Source organism: Devosia subaequoris, from assembly GCF_014197055.1.
Lineage (GTDB): Bacteria > Pseudomonadota > Alphaproteobacteria > Rhizobiales > Devosiaceae > Devosia > Devosia subaequoris.
On record NZ_JACIEW010000013.1, the window covers coordinates 27,526 to 48,822 of the forward strand.

Below are 21,297 nucleotides of genomic sequence, written 5' to 3' on the forward strand. Positions count from 1 at the left end.
CTCCGTATCAGGCTACGCGCACGCGCGGGTCGATGAGCCGGTAGGTAAGGTCAACGAGGAGATTGATGACCATGGCAGCGACGACAACGATCAACAGGGCGCCCTGGAGGACCGGATAGTCGCGGGTCTCGATGGCGGTGAGGAGCAGGCGGCCAAGGCCGGGGAGTGCAAACAGGGATTCAATGATCACCGTGCCACCCAAGATTTGGATGAGGATCAGGCCCATGAAGGTGATGATGGGGATCAGCACATTGCGCAGGATGTGCTTGAAGAAGACGACGCGGATCGGCACGCCCTTGGCAATCGCGGTGCGCACATATTCCTGGTTAATGGCCGAAACGACGTTCTGGCGCACGAACTGGCTATAGGCAGCAGCCTGCAGCAGACCAAGGCTGGCAATCGGCAGCATGAGAATGGCGAGGTTGTCGCTGACCGAGCGGGTGAGCGGCACGAAACGGAGTGGCGGCGACCAGCCTAGAGTCGCGGAAACGCCAACGAGGAGCACTAGGCCGACCCAGAACACAGGCGCCGACAGACCCAGGATATTGAAGGTCTGGATGGCGGTGTCGAGCGGACGGTTTTCGAAGATGCCGGCGATGATGCCTAGCGGCACGCCGACAAGCGTCGCCACGGCGAGGGTCAGGATGGCGATTTCGAGAGTGACCATGAAGGCCGGTGCAATCATTTCGGCGACCGGCATGCCTCGCGTCCAGCTATTGCCGAGATTGCCCTGCAGGACATTGGTGATCCAGGTCAGGTACTGCATGTAGATCGGCTGATCGAGGCCGAAAAACTCACGCAGTGCCGTTGCGGCGTTTTCACCGCCGGCCTGGCCCATCATCTGGGCCACGACGTCCCCGGGCACCATGCGGACCAGCAGAAAGACCAGAATGGACGCCAATACGGCCGTGAGAAGTGAGGCGAACAGCCGTTTGAGAAGATAAGTGCCCATGATCAATCCCGTGCGGAGCTAGGGTGCGGGAGGCGCGTCGGCGCCTCCCCTGTGACATCACTCGGAGATGTAGGTCCGAGCCAGACCGAAGTACCAACCGGTCGGATGCTGGGTGAAGTTCTTCACCTTGTCGCTGCGAACGGTCACGTGATCAGGCGAATAGAGCATGATCGTCGGGACGGTTTCCGCGAGCACGACCTGGAAGCGGTTGTAGATATCGCGACGCTTTGCAGGGTCGGATTCCGCGCGACCTTCATCAAGGAGGGTACTGGCTTCGTCGTTGTTCCAGTTACGGAAGTCGGCGCCGTCGGGCTTCTTGTGGAAGTGACGGTAGAACAGCAGGTTCGGGTCAGGCTGGGTAGCCCAGTCGTTGAAGGTGAAGCCCATCTCGCTCGAACGGAAGTTGTTCACCCAGACGCCGAGGTCGACGCGCTGAATGTCGAGCGTGATGCCGATTTTTGCGAGTTGTTCCTGAAGGGTGACAGAAGCCGGGTCCATCCAGTCAAAGCCGTTGATGGTGGTCAGCGTCATGCTGAAGCCATCGCGATAACCAGCTTCGGCGAGGAGTGCCTTGGCCTTTTCGATATCGGGACCCTGCATCGGGACCTCATCTAGTGGCAGGCCCCATGTGTCCTGCATGCCGGAAACCATGGTGCCCAAAACGGTGCCATATTCGCCGACGGAAGCCTGGAGGATCTCATTCTTGTCCACGGCCAGCGAGATTGCCTGACGGACGCGGACGTCGCTGAGCTGCTCGAGCTCTGAACCGAGGTCGATCGCGGTCTGGGCCAGCGAAGGCCAACGTTCAATGGTCAGACCAGGAAAGCTCGAGACCTGCTGCACGTCCTGGGGACGGCTGAGCGGGACGAGATCGACGCGCTTGTTCTGGAGAGCCACCAGCATGGAAGAGCTGTTGGGCAGGATTGTGAAGTCGATGGCGTCGAGGTAGGGGATGCCTGCTTCCCAGTATTCCTCGTGACGTTCGAGGGCAACGTGGGAGTTGGGGACGAACTCGACGAGCTTGAACGGACCGGTGCCAACGCTTTCGGTGTTGATGCGGTTCTTGGAGTTTTCGTCGTCGAAGTAGCCGGCCGGCACGACAGCGCCGTACTTGTTGCCGAGGGCCATCGGCAGAGCGGCGTTCTTGGCGGTGAGGGTGAAGCGAATGGTGTAGTCGTCGACGACTTCAACATCGCTCACGATCGAGAAGTCACCAGCGCCGGGCGAGCCGTTATCCGGGTTGCGGATGTAGTTGTAGCTGTAGGCCGCGTCCTTGGCGGTCATCTCGCCACCGGTGTGGAACTTGACTCCCTGACGGAGCTTGATCGTGTAGACGAGGCCGTCTTCAGAGATCTCATAGCTCTCGGCGAGCAGCGGGATGGCCTGGCCATTTACGCCTTCATAGAACAGGCCCTGATAGACCAGAACGCTGAGACGGATACGCGCGTCAGCAGCCTGGTGGAACGGGTCGAAACCGGGCGGTTCCAGGAGGAGGCCCATGTTGAGGCGGCCACCCGAGACGGCGTTTTCCGCAGCCGGGCCATAAAGGCTCGGATCATCAGCAATGCTCGGCGAAAGCGCCAGCAGGCTGAGCATTGTCGCGCCGAGCAGCTTCTTGCCCATGCGGCGCATGCTATTTGCATTCAGAAAGGTCATTAGTACCCCCTTGAGGATCAGTGTTCCCTTGACGGTCGCCGCCTTCAGGGCGCCAACCGCGAGCGTGCGCGCCTTATCGGCGCTGTTGTCAGTCGCGATAGGCGACTGTCATTTCGATCTCGACCGCAGCATTGCGCGGAAGCTCGGCTGCGCCGATTGCTGCCCGTGCGTGCCGACCGGCCTCGCCGAAGATTTCTGCCAAAAGGTCCGAAGCGGCATCCAGCACCTTGGGCTGGGCGTTGAAGCCCGGCGCGGACGCCACGAAGCCGTTGACCTTGATGATCTGTTCGATGCGATCGAGCGAGCCGAGCGCCTGACGCAGGCAGGCAAGGCCCTGCAGGATGCAGATGCGGGCTTCGCCCTGAGCCGTTTGGAGGTCTACCTCTGCGCCGACCTTGCCGAAGACGCGGACTTCACCATCAACCTTGGGCATCTGGCCGCTGACATAGGCGATGCCGCGGTGAAGGATCACCGGCATATAGTTGAACGATGGAGAGGCGGCGTTGGGCAGTTCGATGCCGAGTTCCTTGAGGCGCGCGTCAATGCTCATGACTTGGCTCCACCGATCTGGGACTTGAGAAGGTACTTGAGGTCGTATTCGGGCGTAAAGGCGAAGCGCGCTCGGAAGCGGCTGTCGTCCATCAGCGGGAAGGTATTGGTCGGCGGCACGATTTCCTGCTCGACAGCATAACCGGGCACGAGTTCGGCAGCGGCGGCGGCGATCTCGCTCATGCGGGCCGTAAAGCCATTGATGTGGTAGATGGCCTCAAGCGGCTCGGCAGTGGTGAGCGCCTCAAGGATGGCGCGAGCGACATCGCTGACATGCATGAGGTCAATCGGCAGATCATGGAACCGGACCGCGGGGCGCGCGCCGGGGGCAGCATTGGTGATGACGCTCGAGATGGCGCTGGCGGCGCCTTGGTACCAGAGGCCGGGTCCGAGAACGATCGGCAGGCGGATGGAGGATGCATCGAGCCCGTGGCGATCGCGATAGTACTGGACAAGGTCTTCGGAGAGGACCTTCGTCAGGCCATAGATGGTGCGCGGACGCTTGACGCCGCTCTCATCGACCCGCTCGGCGGAGTAGGTGTCGGCGGGACCGAAGACAACGCTCGAACCAGTGGTGATGACACGGGAAACGCCGGCTGACTGGGCAGCTTCCAGAACCTTGCGGAAACCATCGACATTGATGGCCATTGCGCGGTCGACATCGGCTTCGCCGCCGACCATCAGGCCCTTGCCACCTTCGCCGTAGGCAGCGGTCGTCACGATGGCCGTTGCCCCGCTGGCTTTGATCGCCTCGAGAATGGCGATGCGGTCCTCCACCGAGCCGTTGATCTCACCGAACTTGCCGGCGCTATCGGCCAGCAGATCGGTTGCCATTGTGGGGCCGAACACATGGGCAGGAATGTTGCGGGCAACGAGAGCGCGCACGATATGGGAGCCGATAAAACCGCGGCCCCCGATAACCAATACGCTCGGTGCTTCAAAGGGTGATGTCGTCACGGATACAAGCCTTGTAATGGCCAGCGCTCAGCTCGCGCAGGATCGGAATAGTCTGGGCGCATTCTGCAATGGCGAAGGGGCACCGGGTGCGGAAGACGCAGCCTGAGGGTGGCGCGATCGGACTCGGAATTTCCCCGCCAAGGATTTGGCGGCTTTCGCCCGTATAGCCGGGAGCGGCCTGGAGGAGCGCCGCGGTATAGGGGTGCGCCGGATTGTCGTAGAGGTCTTCGGTGCGAGCGACTTCCATCACGCGGCCGAGATAGAGCACCATCACGCGGTCAGTGATGACTTCGACAACCGAAAGGTCGTGGCTGATGAAGAGGAGCGCAAGGCCAAGTTCCTGCTGCAGGTTCTGCATCAGGTTGAGGACGTCGGCCTGCACCGACACGTCAAGCGCGGAGACCGGCTCGTCGGCGACGATGAAGCGCGGCGAGGACGCAAGAGCGCGGGCAATGGCGATGCGCTGGCGCTGACCGCCCGAGAAGGCGCGGGGATAACGCTTGGCGTGATCGGTCGAAAGGCCAACCTTTTCGAGGAGAGCAACGGCCTGATCCTCGGCATCACGACCCTTGAGGCCGAGATGGAGCTTCAGGGGCTCCATTAGCGCGTCGCCGACGGTCATGCGCGAATTGAGGCTCGCGAAGGGATCCTGGAAGATCATCTGCATGTGGCGGCGGAACTTCCGGAGCGCGGTCGGTCCGAGCGCGCCGAGGTTCTGGCCATCAAAGATGACTTCGCCGGCGGTTGGCTCGACGAGACGCAGCATGAGCCGGCCGACGGTGGATTTGCCGGAGCCGGATTCACCCACAACGCCGAGGACTTCGCCCGGAGCCACGGTGAGGCTCACGTCCTCAACCGCGCGGACAGCCTGAGCGGGCTTGCCGAAGCTCGCGCCGCGGACGGGGAAATGCTTGGTCAGGCCACGGACCGTGACCAGTGCCTTGGTTTCTTCTGTCGTGCTCACAGTGCAAGCTCCTGCCAGCGGATGCAGCGGGTGACGTGCTTGCCTTCCACGACTTGAAGTTCCGGTTCAATAGCGACGCATTCTGGCTGGGCGTAAGCGCAGCGGGCATGGAAGCGGCAGCCGTCCGGCGGAGAAAGCGGATTGGGCATAGTGCCTGGAATGGGCTTGAGCGTGCGCCGATTGCCATCGCCATCGCGGCGCGACGGAATGCAATCGAGAAGAGCACGGGTATAGGGGTGGCGCGGATTGGCGAGGACCTGATCCACGGGCCCCTCTTCAACCACCTGGCTCGCATACATGACGGCCACGTGGTCAGCGATCTGCTTGACGAGCTTGAGGTCGTGCGTGACGAAAATCAACGCCATGCGCAGTTCCTTCTGCAGCTTGCGCAACAGGTCGATGATCTGGGCCTGGATGGTCACGTCGAGCGCGGTGGTCGGCTCGTCGGCAATGAGAAGGCGCGGATCGCAGGCCAGGGCCACGGCGATCATGACGCGCTGGCGCATGCCGCCGGAAAGCTCGTGCGGATAGGCATCGACGCGCTTCTCAGGCTCGGAAATGCCAACCTGGCGGAGGAGTTCGATGGCCTGGAGACGGGCCCCGCGCTTGCTGAGGCCCTTGTGGACCCGCAGGGACTCAGCAACCTGATCGCCCACCGTGAAGACCGGATTGAGGCTCGACATCGGATCCTGAAAGATCATGGCGATGTCGTGTCCGCGAATGCGGCTCATGGCTTTTTCGCTGAGGGCGAGAAGGTCGGTGTTCTCTTCGTTTCGGCCACGGAAGTGGATGGAGCCACCCACGACCTTGGCGGTCGTACGACCGAGCAGGCGCATAACGGTGAGTCCGGTGACCGATTTGCCAGAACCCGATTCACCAACGATGGCGAGCGTTTCGCCTTCATCAACGCTGAGGGTCACGCCGTTGACGGCCTTAATGACGCCGGCATCGGTAAAGAAGTGGGTCTTGAGGTCGACCACGCTCAGCACGTGCTGAGCGGGGGCGAGACTTGTATCACGCTGCGGCATATCGGAGCAGCGCCTCCTCGTCGACTTCGATGCCGAGGCCCGGGCCCTCAGGCACGGCGATGATGCCATCCTTGACCACGATCGGCTCCTTCAGAAGCTCGGTGCGCAGCGGATTGGCACCGAGGTCGTATTCGAGCAGCGTGGGCTTGGGGATGTTGTCCGAATGCGGAAAGGCTGGGAGAGAGGCGATAAAGTGGATGCCCGCAGCCAGGCCGATCGCGCCACCCCAGACGTGGGGCGAGAGGCGCAGATGGTTGGCATAGGCCAACTCGGCAATCTTGCGACCCTGCCAGAAACCGCCGCAGAGGCTGAGGTCGGGCTGGAGCACGTCCACACCGCCGGCATCGACGAGGTTCTTAAAATCAAACACAGTATAGAGCGCTTCACCGGTTGCGATCGGCATGCGCGCGCGCTTGTGGAGGCGCCCATAGCCCTGGATGTCGGCCGGGTTGAGAGGCTCTTCCATCCAGCCAATGCGGTATGGTGCGAGACGCTCCATGCTCTCCATGGCGACGTCGTAGGTATAGTTGGAATTGATATCGACCAGGAGCTCGACATCCTTGCCAAGAATTTCGCGGGCCATGGCAACGCGCTCTTCGTCGCTTTCGGGGCTGAGGCCGATTTTGATCTTGACCGCGGGGTAATTGCCTTCGGCGAGAAGTTCAACCTGCGGGCGATAGTCTTCGCGCGGCGTCTCGGTGAGGTAGCCACCCGATGCATAGATCGGAACGCTATTGATGCGCTTACCGCCGAGCAACTTTGAGACCGGCAGGCCGAGCGTTTTGCCGATGGCATCCTTGGTGGCCATGTCGATACCGCTGATGCAGGCCATCATCGGGCCCTGAACGCCGAAGTGATAATGGCGGGCGAGGATGCGGGTATAGGCGTGCTCGATGTTGAAGGCGTCGGTGCCGACCAGATAGTTGGCGAGGAACGCCTCGTAGCTACGGTTGAAAGCGGGCAGGCCCCAGGCTTCACCATAACCGACCACACCATTTTCGAGCGTGAGCTTCACAACCGTGGATGCGCGTCCGGTCGCCAACGACTTCGACATTCCGTACGGCTTGGCAGCCCCCAGGGGAGCGCTCAGAGCGACGAACTGTATGGCGGTCAATTTCAAGGCAAACCCTCGCAGCCAATGCTGATCAATTACGGATCATATGTGAACCATTTTTCACAAGAAGCGCAAGAGGTCTCTTTAAAAAGTAGTTCATTGGGCGCTATTGTGCCGACAAATCCCGCATCGACTACCACAGGACAGACATGACGAACGCTGCAAGAATCTGGGAGGGGCTCAGCCAAGAGGAGCATGAGCGCCAGTACAATCCACAGAAGGCCTGCCCCAACTTCGACGAATATCGCGCGCTGCGCGAGCCGGCCAATGAGCAGGCTCTCAAGGAATTGATGCTCCATGCGGACATTGCATATGGCGATCACAAACTACGCACTCTCGACATTTACCCGGCTCTCGGCGAGGGGGCGCGGCCCGTTCACATCTACCTGCATGGTGGCTATTGGCGCGCGCAGGACAAGGTCAACTATGCCTTTATAGCAGGAATGTTGGTGCAGCATGGCATCACAACCGTGGTAATGAACTACGAGCTGTGCCCCAACTCAAGCCTCGACGAAGTCGCAGATTCCGCGCTTGCGGGCGTTGAATGGGTGTGCCGGAACATCGCTGGCCATGGCGGCGATGAGAAGATGATCAGCCTCTCGGGCCATTCGGCCGGGGCGCATCTTGTCGCAGAAGTGCTGGCGACCGATTGGAAGGCGCGCGGCATTGACCCCTCGTGCTTTGTGGGTGCGGTTGCCGTCAGCGGCATCTTCGATCCGGCGCCAGCGGCGCTGACCACGGTCAATACGCAGCTCAACCTGACGCCCGAAACCATCGCCAATCGCAATGTCGAAACGCGCACGCCGCTCGTCAAGTGCCCGGTGGCCGTGATGGTCGGTGGGGACGAGCCCTGGCAGTGGATCGATCAGAGCTTCCGCTACTCGCATCACCTCCACCGCCACGGCAACCAGCCGGAAGTGCAAGTTCTACCCAATTACAACCATTTCAACATTCTCCTGCCGTTCATGCAGCCGGAGAGCGCGATCGGTAGCGCTATGCTGCGTCTTGCTCGGCCGCGTCGCTGATTGATTTCCAAGGCCCTAAAGACCAAAAAATGAACAAGTTGAAACTAAACGATTATCGCCTCAGCGTCTATGATCTGACCGCCAGCGCCCAACCTGCCGTGAGTGACGTGACCAGCATTGCATTTGTCTACGCCGCCAACGGCACTGTAAATGTCGACGGCACGGATGTTGTGGAAGATGACGGATACTTTGTCGAAGGTCCGTTCAAGCTATCTGGTGCCGGCAAGGCATGGCTCTATGAATTCGCCCCGATCACCCAGCCGGTGCTGGAAGGCGAAGGCATCAGCCTCGTCATTTCCCGCTGTCTGCCGCAGACCTACTCGGGCGACCGCATCTTCCGCGCCGACCGCGTCGAGTCGAACCCTGGCGCGCAGACCCCACTCCACGGCCATCGCGGTCCGGGCATCCGTCGCCTGCTCAAGGGGCGTCTTCATGCCTATATTGGCGAAGGCAGCGAACGCATCGATGCGGGTCACGCCTGGTTTGAAACCGGCAAGGATTGGGTTATCGGCAAGAACATACACGACAGCGCCAGCGCCTTCGTACGCGTGATGATCCTGCCGGCCGAACTGTCCGGCGGCATTTCTTCTTTTGTCCCGGCAAGCGAAGAAGACGCCAACAAGCCGCGTTCGGTCACCTACCGCCTCTTTGGCGAACGTCCGTGCTGATTGGACCGCCAACAAGAAGGGCGGATAGCCGCAGGAAGCAACCAAAGGAGCTCAACCTTTCACGCCCAACGGAAGAACGTGGCTCGGGCGTATGAACGTTGTCGAGTGCGAGCGCCTGACCACGAGTCCTCGCAATTGTTGGACATAAAGGTCCGGACTGACCTATAGAGGGCGTTGTCACGGCAACGAGGGACCAGATGTACGTGGAGCGATAGGGTAGGGGCATGCAGCCCATTTCCTATGCTCGCCATCGCTTCCCGCCCGAGGTGATCCGCCAGGCCGTTTGGTTGTATCTGCGTTTCACGCTGAGCCTGCGGGGTGTAGAAGAACTTCTGGCCGAACGCGGGCTCGAGCTCTCATGCGAAACAGTCCGCCGCTGGGTGCTCAAGTTCGGCCCCGTATACGCCCACAACCTTCGCCGGCTTCGGCCCAACCGTCCAACACCTGGCACCTGGACGAAATGGCGGCCTCGATCGCTGGGCGGAAAATGTATCTTTGGCGCGCGGTGGACAGCGAAGGTGAGGTGCTGGACATGTTGGTTCAGCCCAGGCGGGACAAAGCCGCGGCCCTTAAGCTCATGCGTAAGCTGCTCAAGAAGCAGGGTTATGCTCCTAAGGTTCTCGTAACCGATGAGCTGAAGTCCTACGCTGCAGCGAACCGGGAGCTCAAGCTAAGAGCCCTGCACGAGCAAGGTCTGCGAGCCAACAACCGGGCCGAGAACTCGCACCAGCCGGTGCGACGACGAGAGCGCAAACTGCAGGGCTTCAAGTCGCCTGCATCAGCTCAAACGTTTTCTTGCCTACCACTCCGCCGTTCACAACACCTTCAACCTCCAGCGTCACCTTATCTCCCGTCCGACACTGCGCCTGTTCCGAAAACAGGCTGCTGCCACTTGGAAGATCGCTACTGCAGCAGCATGAATCGGCGCCAGTCCAGCCCAAGGTTGCACTCCTGCGGGCAAGGTGACAAAGCCCTGTCGTTCTGATGGTCTTGTGACATCGGCCGATATGATTCGCACAGCTGCGGCACAGGCGCGGATGGTTCAATAGGGCGTACGTCAAAATGCTAAACGCTGCTCCTCCGCCTCAACCTGAGCGTCGTTCCCAAATGCGGGCCTCGATCCCAAGAGACGCTAGAGCGCCTGGCTGATTACAAATCAGGTGCCCTAGTCTCACTGATCGACCTTCCGACCGGTCAGCCCCTGCGTCGAGGCAAGCGGCCAAACGGCCTGCCGGTAACGGGATCCCGGTCGAGCGAACCCTTAGCGCGAGGTGAGGCAGTCCACTCCAGAAACTGCACGAGACTATCTACCTGGTCGTCATAGCGGCCATTGGGGAAGGCAAGGAGCTCCCGGCGAAGATCGGCAAGCCAGGAAGCCTCGATCGGCAGCAGGTAATTCCCGGTTGCCAACCTTGCCGTCTGCGCCTCAAAGCGCGTGCGTTTGTCCAGCTTGGTTACGATTCCTAGATAGCGCGTCTCCTGCTCCCGCTGTTCCCGGTGTAGCTGTTGGAGCAATGGGTATCCAGATGCAGCCTTCTCGATCAACACCCGGTCAGCCCTCCAGCGCGTGGCAAAATAAAGGACAAGGGCCTTCAGGTCAGGAAAGTCCAGCTTCTCGCGAATGAGATCAAGCAAATACCACTGACCATTCCTCAGTCCCCAGGTCATGCCCACCGAGAAATCGCTGGCGGGCTCAGCGGTAAGTGCGGTGTCCCAGCTTTGCACCACATACTGGAAGTCGCTGCGGTCCAAGTCCGGCTCATATGTTCCGAACCACTCCCACCGCAGCCGGTTGCCACCAGGAGGGGTGGGGTCCTGCTGATACTGCGCGGAAAAAACCGCCGGCCCCATTTCGATCCGCAGTTGTTCCAGCACCTGCAGCGGCTCGCGGTCGGGGCAAAGCGCCTCTCCTTTGACGCGATGCCGGAGGCGTTTGAGGCCAATCGGCACCGTCTGGGTCTCTTCCGCGATGGCAGGCAGGTTGAGGTGCTCAAACTGTTTGCTGGCGAGCAGGTGACCTGGCAGATCATCCTCGTGCAGGCGCTGCTGGATGACAATGACCTGACCCGTGCCCTTGTCGTTGAGCCGGGAGAGCAGGGACTGCTCATAATAGTCGCGGGCCCGCTGACGCTCGACTGGGGAGGAAGCATCTGCTGCCTTCATCAGGTCATCGACAATGATCAGATCGGCGCCAAAGCCGGTGGCCGCCCCGCCCAGGGAGACGGCTTTGCGACCACCATTGCCCGTAGTGATCTGCTCGTCCGCCCGATTGCCGCCCTCAGCAAGTCGGGCAAGTGGGAAGAGATGCTCGTACCAGGGTGAGGTGAACACCGCGCGAAAGTCGCGTGCATGTTTGGCCGCGAGGTCCCCGCCATAGCTCGCCACCATGATCTTGAGAGAGGGATCATGACCCAGCATCCAGGCCGGCAGCGCCACGGCGGCGCAGATAGACTTGCCGTGCCGGGGCGGGACCGTGATCACCAGGCGCCGTGTTGCGCCCGAAGCCACCTGTTCGAGTGCATGGCAGATTGCCTCCACATGCCAGGACGGAACAAAGTCCTGTCCGGGATGCAGCAGCTCAAAAGCCTTCCAGGCGAAGGGAAACAGATGCGTGCGCTGAACAGCTGCGCTGACAACGGCAGCATTCATGGTGTCTCCTCCTGATCGGAAGAGCGGTTCGCCTCGATAAACCACTGCAGAATTGCTTTGTCAGTTTGAGACGGCTCAACTGGTGACAAACTCGCAGGACCAGCCAGATTGCCCGCCGGTCCGCCAGAGCCGGCTTCCTGAAGCTTGTGAACCGCCAGCAGAATCTTGACGTCACCTGTTTCGGCGAAGCGGTTGGCGAGTTTGGTGATGCCAATCTCGCTCTTGCTCATGCGCTTTGTGCGACCACCCTCCCTAACGGGAACCTTGGCCCCGAATTTTTCGGACACAAGGGTCGCAACGTTCTTTGCACCCTTAGGGCGGCCTTTGGGGTTGCCGGAGCGGCCTTTTTGGAATTGGCTCGAGCGGGGAGGGCGGCCGTAGCCGACCTCATACTCCGACTGCTGCGGATCCTCTTGGCCAGAAGCGATGTCGATCGGGTGCTGTTTACGCGTGGTCATGGCCGACCTCCGCGTTCCCGACCACGCTCGAACGGGCAGCCTCGCGCGCGGCTTCCACCTGGGCAAAGCTTTGGTTGGTGCCAGCCAAGATAGCCGGCTTGCCGCTGATGCTCTGCCAGCGGCGGATCGCAACATCCACATAGGCCGGGTCGAGCTCGATGCCATAACCGACGCGGTGGCTCTTTTCGGCCGCGATAAGGGTGGTGCCCGAACCGCAGAAGCAGTCCAGCACGCTTTCGCCGACACGCGTGCAGTCCTTGATCGCATCGGCAACAAGCGCCCACGGCTTGACCGTGGGATGGGCCGCGAGATCATCCATCCGGCCCTTGCGGAACGTATTCACCCCCGCATAGCTCCAGAGCGTTGTGCGGAAGCGACCGTATTTGCCGAGCTGGATGTTGTTGATGTGCGGGATGTTATCCCCGCCATTCTTGAACACATGCACAAACTCGGTCTGCTGACGGTAGAGGCTGCCCATGCCCGCATTCGTTTTGGCCCAGGTGCAGGTGGTCTTAAAGGTCAGCTTAGTCTGGCGAGCGGCCGACAGGAGCTCGAAAGCGTGAGCTGCATCCATGCAAACATAGTGCAGAGCGCCAGGCACAGAGTGCTCGCATGCTTTCTCCAGGTAGCCCTGGAGAAAGCCGGTAAACTCTCCTTCGCTCATCTCGCCCGATGCCATGGCAAATTCGCGGTGCTTCACGCGGCCCTTGCCGCTCACATGGCCATGCACCGGAACATTGTAAGGCGGGTCCGACCAGACCGCCCGAACCTTCTCGCCATCGAGGAGAACGCGATAGCTGTCTTCATCCAGAGATGAGCCACACAACAGCCGGTGAGGGCCAAGCTGCCACAGATCGCCAACCTGGCTAACAGCAGCCGCCGGCACAAGCTCGGGCAATTCGTCAGCCGCATCGCCGCTGTCTTCGTCCAGGCTCTGGATGTGAAGATCGATCTCAGCGGTTTCAAAGCCACTGAGCTCCAGGATTTCCAGATCAAGCTCGACGGCAGCCAGGTCTTTGAATTCGAGCGCAAGCGCGGTAGCGTCCCAGTGAGACAATTCTCCAAGACGATTGTCTGCCAGGCGATATGCCTTGATCACCTCGGGCGAGAGGTGGCTCACCCGAATGCCCGGAACCTCATTGAGCCCAAGTGCAATAGCAGCTGCAAGCCGGCCATGACCGGCAACCACTTCGTTTGAGGCGTCGACAATGATCGGCACGAGAAAACCGGCCTTGCGGATGGTGCCGGCCAGCTTGGTAATCTGCCGGTCGCCGTGCACGCGCGGATTGCGGTCGTAATTCTTAATGCTGTTGATCGGTAACTGCTCGATAGCAGATGCCAGGAAGATACCGGTAGACGAGCTCTCCGCCTGGCCGCGCTTGCGGCTCTGCTTGGCGGGGGCGGTTTGGTCGACTGTGAGACGCTTGATCATCTGAACCTCGTCGCTGGCCGAGTTAGTGCTCGGCCGGGTAAATGGAGGATCACAACGATGGGTTGGAAAGCGCAGAGCAGTAGACGAGCATAAGCGCTCCCCAAAGGTCCCAATGCGAGATCCAAGGTGAAGCGTCTACTGCCCGCGACCTGTGTGATGACCACTCACCAAGGTCCTGTGGTCCACCACAGTTAGCGTTCTGCAAACTGGAGCTACGCGTCTTGGTTGGTCTCGGCGCAGCCCGTGAGGAGTAGTTAGAAACTGGACCTACTGCCCGTCAAGATCAGATTAAATCTAAATTGCAAAGCATGAGCACGCGCGCCTTCAGTTGCTTGCATCGAAGCTCCCCTTTGCAAACTCCGGTCGCAAGCTGGTTTCCTTGATATGGCACCGGATTTTCCCTGTTCCGGTTTGGCTAATTCCCTGTTCTCATTGAAGAAAAGAACTTGGAAAATCTACGCAAAATCAGAAACTTGGCTGCTCCACGGTTGGGGATGCGGAAGCGAAATACCCTGTATTTTCCCGGCGAACAGGGAATTTGTGGCAAGGCAAGCGGAGAGCAGTTCGCAGCTGACTGCCTCCACAGCCAAACAGTCTCGCACAGTCTGGCGACATGCTGGTACCCCAGCGGAAAATTAGATACTTCCGCGGGTTAGGGGGCCAATGTCCTCCCGTCCGTCTCTCTCCGTTTCAGAAACTGTGCCTTATGGCGCGATCGTTAGCCTGGTTTCTCCACACGCGAAATTCCCGACATGCTTCCGCGTCGACTTAGACGTACGCACCGCCTTAAAGAACGTCGATGCGGTGGAGAATGAGTGGTGATGGTACCAAGACGTGGCTTGCGTCACCCACTCTCTCTTCTGAGCTCAGCCCAGTAGCTTCAGACGCTGGAGGTCCCATTCGAGTGGCAGCGGCCGCGCTGCTTTCAATCGTTCGTGTGTGAGCGTTGCAGGCTGCGTTCCTGCCAGGATCATGTCGACGATATCTGGAGCTAGGAATGCGAGCGATAGAGTGCGGCTAACGTGAGAAACTTGTTCGTTGTCGCGCTTGGCAATAGCCGCAATTGTCTTCGCCCGCCCTATAGAAAGATCCGCGAACCAACGATGGCCGTCGCCTATGAGCTGTACGAGCTGTGCATCCGGCGATCTTGTCTTGCTCGTGACTTCACCGACAATTAGCCGCACCTGCTTGCCGCACCGAAGCATCTTGGCAGGCACAGTGATGCAAATTGTCTGATTGTCAGGCAGGGAAATGTCATCACACACAGGGATGCCAAGCGCCGCTACGAGCGCCGCCCTATCGAGTGAGATGACTATCGTATCCGTGCCAACCTCGACACGTCGAAGAAGTGGCGGCATGTCCAGGGATGGGCAGTCGCCATCTGGGCATCGCACTGATTTTGCTAGCTGATCAGCCGCGGCGATGATCATAGGGAAGTGGGTGATCTCGATTTCACCGATCAACGCCGCCAACCATTTCTGATCGTTGAGGCGATCGGCAATGCTCCCATTGATCAGTTGCTCCAAGTCGGGTGCTGGCAGGCGCATGCCCTTGCCGCCCGAGCTACCGCGAACAAGGGGTGCAAAGGTGTAGTGCCGATAGTGTCGCCCTGCTTTCTTTGAGTAGGTAGGTGTCATGCGTGTGCCGTCGGCGTCGTAGATCACCCTGGCCAGAGGTGCCGGTGTTGCTCTGGAGCCCGATCCCCGAGGCCGCTGGCTTTGATCTTTCAGGCGCCCTTGAACCTCGTTCCAGAGGTGTTCGGGAACAATCGCCTGGTGCTCGCCCTGATAGATTTCGCCTCGGTGTTCGATCTGGCCGAGGCATATGCGGTTGCGTAGAATTTGATAGAGCGCGCCTCTGCTCAGACTAGCGCCGCCCATGACCTTGCCAGTCTGGAAGCGACGATGCTTAGACACTATGCCATCGGCATCGAGGGAGTGTTTCAATTGCGCGATTGAGCCAACCTTGCAGTAGCGCCGAAAGATGGGTCTCACGGTGTCGGCTTCCACGCTGTTGATGATGAGCTTGCCCTCCACCCCATCGTAACCCAGCGGTGGCAGGCCGCCCATCCACATGCCCCGCCGTTTCGACAGTGCAATCTTGTCGCGGATCCGCTCTCCGGCGACCTCACGCTCAAACTGCGCAAAGGACAGTAGAACATTGAGCGTCAGCCGCCCCATGGAGGTCGATGTGTTGAAGGCCTGGGTCACGGAGACGAACGACGCGCCGGGTGCATCAAACAGTTCGGTGAGTTTGGCAAAATCGGCGAGTGACCTGGTTAGGCGGTCGACTTTGTAGACCACGACAATGTCGACCAGGCCATCACGGACGTCTTGTAGGAGCCGTTGAAGAGCAGGGCGCTCCATCGACCCGCCCGACAGTCCGCCATCATCATATGCCCCCGGGACTAGCCTCCACCCTTCGTGCACCTGGCTGGCGATGAATGCCTCGCATGCGTCGCGCTGGGCCTGAAGCGAGTTGAAACTCTGTTCCAAACCTTCTTCACACGACTTTCGCGTATAGACGGCACACCGCAATTTTTGCCGTGGCACCGCAGATGGGGGCGATCTATCGTGCGCCACGTGGCTTCTCCTCCTTTAGACCAAAGAAGGCGGGGCCTGACCATCGTGTGCCGGTGACTGCCCTGGCGATAGTACTAAGGGATTTGTACGTCCTACCGCGATAGAGGTATCCGCCTTTCTCATTGGCGATCACCTCTATGGTTCTGCCTTGCCATTCCCGAATGAAGAGCGTGCCAGACTTAATGGTACGATCGACCCGACCTGGCGCGGCCCGCAGCGGCGTGTCGCTTCGGCGAAGCTTGTTGCGGCTGAGGACAGAAAGTCCTCCCAGCGCCTCCTCCTCGATGCGGTATGCAATTGCCTGAACCATCAGCTCCCGGCTCATATGCTTTGGTGCCATAGTGCCGTAGTACCGGAGCCAATGGTTTCGCAGGGTAGCAATCTCAAGATCGGCGAGAGCACCGATCTCCAGCTGCACACGAGTGTTTGACACGGCCCGGCCCTACGCAACGATCCTGTAGCGTCGTATCCCTTCAATGGTCTCGCTTGTGACGGTAAGGCGGCATCTCTTCCGCGCTGTTCCGGATAGGATTCCGCGAACTGAATGGACTTGCCAGCCGCTCGCCGCCATCATGTCTGAAACCGAAGCGCCCTCTTTTTTCTTCGCAAAAGCTCAACCACAGCGGCCCCTTTCGTCCCAGGCCGGAGTTCAGAGCCAGCCGCTATTCTCGCGTCGGTTGTTGCAGTATTTTCGGCCGTCAGGTCAGAGGTGTTCCCCTTCTTGCGCCGACCATGTGCAGAGGGGAGACCGGGCAGGCCAAGCATCTGCAACGCGGCCTTCGCAATCACCAGCGTTACGCGGTCGCCAGTGACATTCCGTGACCACTCCTGGTCGTCGTCGGCTGCCAATTTTTCTTGGACAAGCTTGCGGTGAACCAATGCCTTTAGCGCTCTGGTCGCCACGCCGCCTTTGTTGGACGCTTCTGGAGGAAGAGGAAAGACGAGACCGCCTGGGCGAGCGGCGGCATTGATCAGGATGCGTGTCTGAGTATCGGAGAGAGGCTGGGTATTCATGGTAGCTCCATCTGTGGGCGTCCGCTTCATGCCGACGCTGCTACCAATCTGAGCCCGGGGTCTCCGGGCTCATTGGACACCAATGCTCGCTTTGGCGACGAAGTCCAGTCGAAACCAGTGAGCTAAACCTATCGCTGTCCGGCAAGAGCTTTCCCGCTCGGCGGGCTGCGGCTTGGCCATTAGCAAGACGCCCCAGGCTGTTTGGAAACTCCCAACTGGTCGCGAGCATCGAGATCGGACGCGCATTCTGCGCCAAAGGCGTCAGGCTCTCCTGTCCCCAACCCATCGAGCAGTCCTTCTTGAAGATCAAGCACTGGACACGCACGTTTCAGCGCCGATCAACGGCTCTGCCGCCCTAGGCGGGAGTTCGTCCCCCCAGCTGTGGAGTCCTCCAAGGATAAAGCAGCAGATTACTTCGACCTTTCCAGACGCGCAAAGAAAAAACAATTGAGGACACCGTTGCGCGACGAGGCGGCTTTGGCTAGGTTGCGCCAAATCGGCCGGGTGACACTGGCCCTCACGAAAGCACCCGTAGCTCAGCTGGATAGAGCGCTGCCCTCCGAAGGCAGAGGCCACAGGTTCGAATCCTGTCGGGTGCGCCATAACTTCTCCTAAGTTCTTGATGTAACACATTAAGTTTGGGACAGGTTTTGGGACAACGCATCTCCGCAGAATCAGTTTGTGCCTTGCCAGAGTGTCGAGGGCCCTTTCGCCATCAACGCGAAAGAGCGACGCATGCCGACCATCAAACTCGTCGGTGAAACCTACATCTATGAGCGCATTTCTGCCGACGGCGCCTCACCTCGTATCAGGTGAAAATCCGCCGCAAGGGGTTCCCGCAGCAAAATACCTCCTTTGATGATCTGAACGCAGCGCGGCGCTTCGTACGGCAGGTGATGAGCGACCAGGATCGCGGCCACAAGGTCGACCGATTGGCGGGGCATCGCACCTCCGTGGGCGATGTGATCGATGGTGCGATTGAGGCGCTCGAAACAGGCAAGCGTCGCGTCAAGGGTGCGCAAAGCGAGCTTTACCGGCTCAGAGCCTTTCGCCGAAATAATGTAGCGCTCTGCTCGACCGCCCTCTCGGACGCGACCGAAGATATGTTCGAGGACTGGATCGCCGATCGCCTTGAAGTGGTGAAACCCAACAGCGTCGGCCGCGATATTCGGCTGCTCAAGCCGTTGTTCGCCGCGGCTGCCCGCAAGTATGACCTCCTGCGTTCGCCTCTCGAATATGTCTCTGCGCCCAGGGCAATCGATGAGCGTATTCGGCGGATTTCGAAAGATGAGGAAGCGCTGTTGTTTGCAGAGCTAATCATGGCAGAGAACCCCATTGTGCCGCTTGCCGCCGAGTTCGCGCTTGAAACCGGCTGTCGTCGGAGCGAGCAGTTGCGCATCGAGTGGAAGGATTACGATCGGCGATGCGGTACTGTGTGGTTGCCCGACGCCAAGAATGGCCGAGGACGCTACATTCTGTTGTCAGAACGCGCCGTTCAGGTCCTGGAGTCCCTGCCTGGTCGCGCTGAAGGCGGGAAGATCTTCAAGGTCTCCAGCAATGCGCTGAAGATAGCCTTCGAATATGCCCGCGCACGCGCCGCTCGCCGGGCTCGGAGCATGGGACGGGAGGACCTGGTGTCCGTGAGGACGCTGCGTTGGCACGATTTTCGACACGAAGCGGTTTCGCGGTGTTTCGACTACGGTTGGACCAGCGAGCAGGTCATGGATTTTTCGGGGCATGTCGATATCAAATCGTTGCTCCGATACCGCCATCCCAAGGTCGATCAGAGCGTTGCCAGACTTCGCGCGATGAAACCAAGAGACAATCGGGTTCTGCCAGTCCCGGGAGTTATCGACGCTGCCATAGGAGAGCGTAGCGGGTCTTGACCCTGGTTACGCCTGAAGCGTGTGCGGGGTTGTAGTGTACGAACAGGATCCGAAAAGCGCGGCCGCAGACACTGCCCCGCCCCGCAATGGCCAAGTTATTTCAGTCGCGACGCATCTCTCGTTTGTTCCTTGCAAGGGGCTGGATGAGAATGGGACCGTCGAGTAACGGGAGGTTTTGATGGCGGAGCATGTATTTCTGGGGTTTGAAGTCACCCGGACCCTGAGCACCGAGATCGAATATGCTGATCGCGTGGCGATGTTAATGCGACGGGCGTCTTCGGCACTTGGGCGCCCCGCGACGCTTTTGGACACCATCCAGCACCTCAGCGGACAGCACGATGAGTTCGCCCCTGCGAGCATTCGGAAATACTTCGCTGCCCTGACAGCGGCATTCGAAGAGGCTCTGGCAGCCGATACTGCGCTCGCACATCCCGAAGCGGACTATCGTGGGGCTCTTGAGAAGAGGCCGCGACCTCGGCCGCCAAGCAAAGAGCGCCGCACGTCGGCCAGGAAGCGCAAGGATGTATTGCGTGCGGAGGTGAAAACGGTCTGCCGCTACCTTTGGGATCGGGGTGAGTCCGACGACAAACTCTTGGTGCGCCTCATAATTCATGGCGTATTTCTGGGCTTGCGACCCTCGGAGCACTCAGAGGCTAGGAGGAACGGCAGCGTGCTTATTGTTTATAGCCGAAAGATTACCAACGGTCGCGGCCTGGGCCCACTGAGAGAGCTTGATTTAGGCAACGTCTCTGAGGACGAGCTGTATTCGATTGATAAGTTGATCGCAGCGTTCGCCAAGGCCGGCTGTGAGGAGCTGGAATTGGTGATCGATCGGCTGGGAGCACGTCTGCGGCGTGCCTGCCGTAGGGTTGGTGTCAAGCCATTTGCGCTCTACACTACTCGCCACCAGGCGATCGCGAACATGAAAGCAGCGGGAGAAACCACGACTGAAATTGCCGCGATGGCCGGCCACAAATCACAGCAGACAGCGAGTAAATATTACGCGAAACGACGCTCAGGGTGGAAGAATGCACCGTCAGCTTCCGCCACTCGCGACATGGTCGCCAAGTTCGACGTGGCTGTTCCCGTTCCCACACCGCCGTCACCGAGACCTTACTGATCGGGGTCCGGGCTTGCCGGTGACATTATTCTTGTGCCGTCGGCTTGCGAAACGCCGAGAAGGCCTCCGCTTCTAAGCAATATTGAATTTGCAGAGGGGGCAAAGACTTGCGTGCGCGGCCGATCATTGGAGGTTTCTTGTATTGATACCGTCGATAGGTGCCACGACCGCCAGATGTATTTTTGCTGGCTTTTTTGGGGGTGCTGGGACGCTTTCCCAGATGAGCATCGGCCGATGGCTCCTTGACGAATGACGCAATCCAGTCCTCAACATCAGATGGCTTGTATAACACCTTGTCGGTCGGCTTGTAGTAGCGCGGACCCCGGCCCGAAGACGCCAGTTTTGCCAGCGTGTGCTCCGAGATCGGATAGCGCTTTGCGACCTCTTTGCGGGTAATGAAGATTGGTTCGTTGTTCATAAGTCGATGCCCGATGTTATGCATTTTATGATCGCGCCGACTTATGAAAGGTACAAACTGTTTCTCGATCACGCTGTTGGTTTCGGCGATGCCACGGCTTGGGCGCCTTGCGGGACAAGAAAGTCCGCGTCCAATTGTTCAGGTCAGTGCAGGTACGATCGACCGGGTGTTCACCTCTACGGGCAGGCTCTTCGGCCGGTCAGCGTCGGCGAAATGCGCATTTCTCGGCAGTACGGCGCAGCGTTTCTGTCCGCGCTTGTGCGGATTGGAACGTTCCCGCGCCAGGATAAATGGAGGCGAATTTTGTGGCGCGTAGGGGGCCATTGGGAGCAGTAGCTTCGTACAGACATTGATCGTTACCGACGTCGCTACGGGGACGGACTGGAAGCGTCACTACTTTTCGCGGCGGCGTCTGCCGAGCTGCCTCTATCATTGTAATGAATCAGGTCGCTTCTATGCCGTGGGGCGACTGCCAGATCTCTGCAGATCGCACGACCCCACAGTGCCTCTCGGGCTTGAGGGCTTCATCGCGCTGGGCGCCCATCCACCTGTCATGAACATGTTGCCCAACGCCGCGAAATACGCGGAGGCTTTGCGCAGGACCTCGTTGTCCTGCCGCAACCTTTTCTTCAGATCACAATGACGATCGCTTGCTATGGCGCCAGAATGACAGCTTGCTCGTAAGCTATCAAGCTATCAAGCTATCAAGCTATCAAGCTATCAAGCTATCAAGCTATCAAGCTATCAAGCTATCAAGCAGCACCGCGACGTTGTTCGATCAGAAAGATTTGTCGTACTTCGCGATCAGGTCGCCCACAGCTTCGT

At 59.6% G+C, this 21,297-nt stretch carries 19 protein-coding genes, 1 tRNA gene and 1 pseudogene; 6 read left to right on the forward strand and 15 right to left on the reverse strand.

From position 1 onward, the window contains the following. Nucleotides 1-7 precede the first annotated feature (7 nt). From GGR20_RS17760 to GGR20_RS17790, 7 genes are all read right to left on the reverse strand, one after another. Complete coding sequence (locus GGR20_RS17760; RefSeq protein WP_183312699.1) at nucleotides 8-952, reverse strand: ABC transporter permease; 945 nt, start codon at nucleotides 950-952, stop codon at nucleotides 8-10. A gap of 57 nt (nucleotides 953-1,009) precedes the next feature. Then, the gene (locus GGR20_RS17765; RefSeq protein WP_183312700.1) at nucleotides 1,010-2,608 is read right to left on the reverse strand and encodes an ABC transporter substrate-binding protein; all 1,599 of its coding nucleotides are present in this window, start codon (nucleotides 2,606-2,608) and stop codon (nucleotides 1,010-1,012) included. A gap of 88 nt (nucleotides 2,609-2,696) precedes the next feature. Further along, nucleotides 2,697-3,158 carry a RidA family protein gene (locus GGR20_RS17770; RefSeq protein ID WP_183312701.1) on the reverse strand — a complete coding sequence of 154 codons (462 nt, stop codon included), beginning with the start codon at nucleotides 3,156-3,158 and terminating at the stop codon, nucleotides 2,697-2,699. Next, a complete protein-coding gene (locus GGR20_RS17775; RefSeq protein WP_183312702.1) occupies nucleotides 3,155-4,114 on the reverse strand; it encodes an NAD-dependent epimerase/dehydratase family protein in 960 nt (319 codons plus the stop codon). Before GGR20_RS17775 ends, GGR20_RS17770 begins: the two co-directional genes overlap by 4 nt. Then, a complete protein-coding gene (locus GGR20_RS17780) occupies nucleotides 4,095-5,078 on the reverse strand; it encodes an oligopeptide/dipeptide ABC transporter ATP-binding protein (protein ID WP_183312703.1) in 984 nt (327 codons plus the stop codon). The genes GGR20_RS17775 and GGR20_RS17780 overlap by 20 nt, the downstream gene beginning before the upstream one ends. Further along, entirely contained in the window at nucleotides 5,075-6,106 is a 1,032-nt protein-coding gene (locus GGR20_RS17785) for an ABC transporter ATP-binding protein (protein ID WP_183312704.1), read from the reverse strand. The genes GGR20_RS17780 and GGR20_RS17785 overlap by 4 nt, the downstream gene beginning before the upstream one ends. Continuing rightward, nucleotides 6,093-7,160 (reverse strand): mandelate racemase/muconate lactonizing enzyme family protein, encoded by a 1,068-nt coding sequence (locus GGR20_RS17790; RefSeq protein WP_246349738.1) that lies wholly within the window; start codon nucleotides 7,158-7,160, stop codon nucleotides 6,093-6,095. The genes GGR20_RS17785 and GGR20_RS17790 overlap by 14 nt, the downstream gene beginning before the upstream one ends. A gap of 209 nt (nucleotides 7,161-7,369) precedes the next feature. Here GGR20_RS17790 and GGR20_RS17795 point away from each other — a divergent pair, with 209 nt between their 5' ends. The 3 genes and pseudogenes from GGR20_RS17795 (at nucleotide 7,370) to GGR20_RS17805 (ending at nucleotide 9,833) form a co-directional block, all read left to right on the forward strand. After that, nucleotides 7,370-8,245, forward strand: a complete 876-nt coding sequence (locus tag GGR20_RS17795; RefSeq protein WP_183312706.1) for an alpha/beta hydrolase — start codon at nucleotides 7,370-7,372, stop codon at nucleotides 8,243-8,245. 29 nt (nucleotides 8,246-8,274) lie between these two features. After that, nucleotides 8,275-8,913: a cupin domain-containing protein gene (locus tag GGR20_RS17800; RefSeq protein ID WP_183312707.1), complete on the forward strand. Its 639-nt coding sequence runs from the start codon at nucleotides 8,275-8,277 to the stop codon at nucleotides 8,911-8,913. Nucleotides 8,914-9,137: 224 nt separating this feature from the next. Then, nucleotides 9,138-9,833: pseudogene (locus GGR20_RS17805) on the forward strand (IS6 family transposase). A gap of 274 nt (nucleotides 9,834-10,107) precedes the next feature. On the opposite strand, the gene terL reads toward GGR20_RS17805, so the two are convergent. From terL to GGR20_RS17840, 7 genes are all read right to left on the reverse strand, one after another. Continuing rightward, on the reverse strand, nucleotides 10,108-11,562 hold the full coding sequence (gene terL, locus GGR20_RS17810) for a phage terminase large subunit (protein ID WP_183312708.1): 1,455 nt from the start codon (nucleotides 11,560-11,562) through the stop codon (nucleotides 10,108-10,110). Further along, entirely contained in the window at nucleotides 11,559-12,020 is a 462-nt protein-coding gene (locus tag GGR20_RS17815) for a DUF5681 domain-containing protein (RefSeq protein ID WP_183312709.1), read from the reverse strand. The genes terL and GGR20_RS17815 overlap by 4 nt, the downstream gene beginning before the upstream one ends. Beyond that, nucleotides 12,007-13,452, reverse strand: a complete 1,446-nt coding sequence (locus GGR20_RS17820; protein WP_183312710.1) for a site-specific DNA-methyltransferase — start codon at nucleotides 13,450-13,452, stop codon at nucleotides 12,007-12,009. Before GGR20_RS17820 ends, GGR20_RS17815 begins: the two co-directional genes overlap by 14 nt. Nucleotides 13,453-14,318: 866 nt before the next feature. Further along, nucleotides 14,319-16,034 carry a recombinase family protein gene (locus GGR20_RS17825; RefSeq protein WP_338084936.1) on the reverse strand — a complete coding sequence of 572 codons (1,716 nt, stop codon included), beginning with the start codon at nucleotides 16,032-16,034 and terminating at the stop codon, nucleotides 14,319-14,321. Continuing rightward, nucleotides 16,021-16,467 (reverse strand): DUF2924 domain-containing protein, encoded by a 447-nt coding sequence (locus GGR20_RS19300; RefSeq protein ID WP_183312712.1) that lies wholly within the window; start codon nucleotides 16,465-16,467, stop codon nucleotides 16,021-16,023. Before GGR20_RS19300 ends, GGR20_RS17825 begins: the two co-directional genes overlap by 14 nt. A gap of 9 nt (nucleotides 16,468-16,476) precedes the next feature. Next, nucleotides 16,477-16,608, reverse strand: coding sequence for a DUF3489 domain-containing protein (locus GGR20_RS17835; RefSeq protein WP_183312713.1), 132 nt, complete (start codon nucleotides 16,606-16,608; stop codon nucleotides 16,477-16,479). After that, on the reverse strand, nucleotides 16,605-17,048 hold the full coding sequence (locus tag GGR20_RS17840) for a hypothetical protein (RefSeq protein ID WP_183312714.1): 444 nt from the start codon (nucleotides 17,046-17,048) through the stop codon (nucleotides 16,605-16,607). The genes GGR20_RS17835 and GGR20_RS17840 overlap by 4 nt, the downstream gene beginning before the upstream one ends. A gap of 525 nt (nucleotides 17,049-17,573) precedes the next feature. Between GGR20_RS17840 and GGR20_RS17845 the strand changes: the two genes are divergently transcribed. The 3 genes from GGR20_RS17845 to GGR20_RS17855 all read left to right on the forward strand — a co-directional run bounded on the left by GGR20_RS17845 (nucleotide 17,574) and on the right by GGR20_RS17855 (nucleotide 20,054). Further along, nucleotides 17,574-17,650: transfer RNA gene (locus GGR20_RS17845), tRNA-Arg, on the forward strand. Nucleotides 17,651-17,944: 294 nt separating this feature from the next. Further along, on the forward strand, nucleotides 17,945-18,934 hold the full coding sequence (locus GGR20_RS17850) for a tyrosine-type recombinase/integrase (protein ID WP_183312715.1): 990 nt from the start codon (nucleotides 17,945-17,947) through the stop codon (nucleotides 18,932-18,934). Between the two features lie 178 nt (nucleotides 18,935-19,112). Beyond that, nucleotides 19,113-20,054, forward strand: a complete 942-nt coding sequence (locus GGR20_RS17855; RefSeq protein WP_183312716.1) for a site-specific integrase — start codon at nucleotides 19,113-19,115, stop codon at nucleotides 20,052-20,054. Between the two features lie 25 nt (nucleotides 20,055-20,079). Here the strand turns inward: GGR20_RS17855 and GGR20_RS17860 are convergent, their stop codons facing one another. Continuing rightward, a complete protein-coding gene (locus GGR20_RS17860; protein WP_183312717.1) occupies nucleotides 20,080-20,472 on the reverse strand; it encodes a helix-turn-helix transcriptional regulator in 393 nt (130 codons plus the stop codon). Between the last annotated feature and the right edge of the window lie 825 nt (nucleotides 20,473-21,297).

Excerpts from the sequence above, each read along its gene's own strand:
- GGR20_RS17795 (WP_183312706.1), top strand. The coding sequence starts at position 7,370 with ATGACGAACGCTGCAAGAATCTGGGAGGGGCTCAGCCAAGAGGAGCAT.
- GGR20_RS17860 (WP_183312717.1), bottom strand. The coding sequence starts at position 20,472 with ATGAACAACGAACCAATCTTCATTACCCGCAAAGAGGTCGCAAAGCGC.
- GGR20_RS17850 (WP_183312715.1), top strand. The coding sequence starts at position 17,945 with ATGAGCGACCAGGATCGCGGCCACAAGGTCGACCGATTGGCGGGGCAT.
- GGR20_RS17815 (WP_183312709.1), bottom strand. The coding sequence starts at position 12,020 with ATGACCACGCGTAAACAGCACCCGATCGACATCGCTTCTGGCCAAGAG.
- GGR20_RS17835 (WP_183312713.1), bottom strand. The coding sequence starts at position 16,608 with ATGATGGCGGCGAGCGGCTGGCAAGTCCATTCAGTTCGCGGAATCCTA.
- terL (WP_183312708.1), bottom strand. The coding sequence starts at position 11,562 with ATGAATGCTGCCGTTGTCAGCGCAGCTGTTCAGCGCACGCATCTGTTT.
- GGR20_RS17790 (WP_246349738.1), bottom strand. The coding sequence starts at position 7,160 with ATGTCGAAGTCGTTGGCGACCGGACGCGCATCCACGGTTGTGAAGCTC.
- GGR20_RS17765 (WP_183312700.1), bottom strand. The coding sequence starts at position 2,608 with ATGACCTTTCTGAATGCAAATAGCATGCGCCGCATGGGCAAGAAGCTG.
- GGR20_RS17760 (WP_183312699.1), bottom strand. The coding sequence starts at position 952 with ATGGGCACTTATCTTCTCAAACGGCTGTTCGCCTCACTTCTCACGGCC.
- GGR20_RS17800 (WP_183312707.1), top strand. The coding sequence starts at position 8,275 with ATGAACAAGTTGAAACTAAACGATTATCGCCTCAGCGTCTATGATCTG.
- GGR20_RS17785 (WP_183312704.1), bottom strand. The coding sequence starts at position 6,106 with ATGCCGCAGCGTGATACAAGTCTCGCCCCCGCTCAGCACGTGCTGAGC.
- GGR20_RS17770 (WP_183312701.1), bottom strand. The coding sequence starts at position 3,158 with ATGAGCATTGACGCGCGCCTCAAGGAACTCGGCATCGAACTGCCCAAC.
- GGR20_RS17855 (WP_183312716.1), top strand. The coding sequence starts at position 19,113 with ATGGCGGAGCATGTATTTCTGGGGTTTGAAGTCACCCGGACCCTGAGC.
- GGR20_RS17820 (WP_183312710.1), bottom strand. The coding sequence starts at position 13,452 with ATGATCAAGCGTCTCACAGTCGACCAAACCGCCCCCGCCAAGCAGAGC.
- GGR20_RS17840 (WP_183312714.1), bottom strand. The coding sequence starts at position 17,048 with ATGAATACCCAGCCTCTCTCCGATACTCAGACACGCATCCTGATCAAT.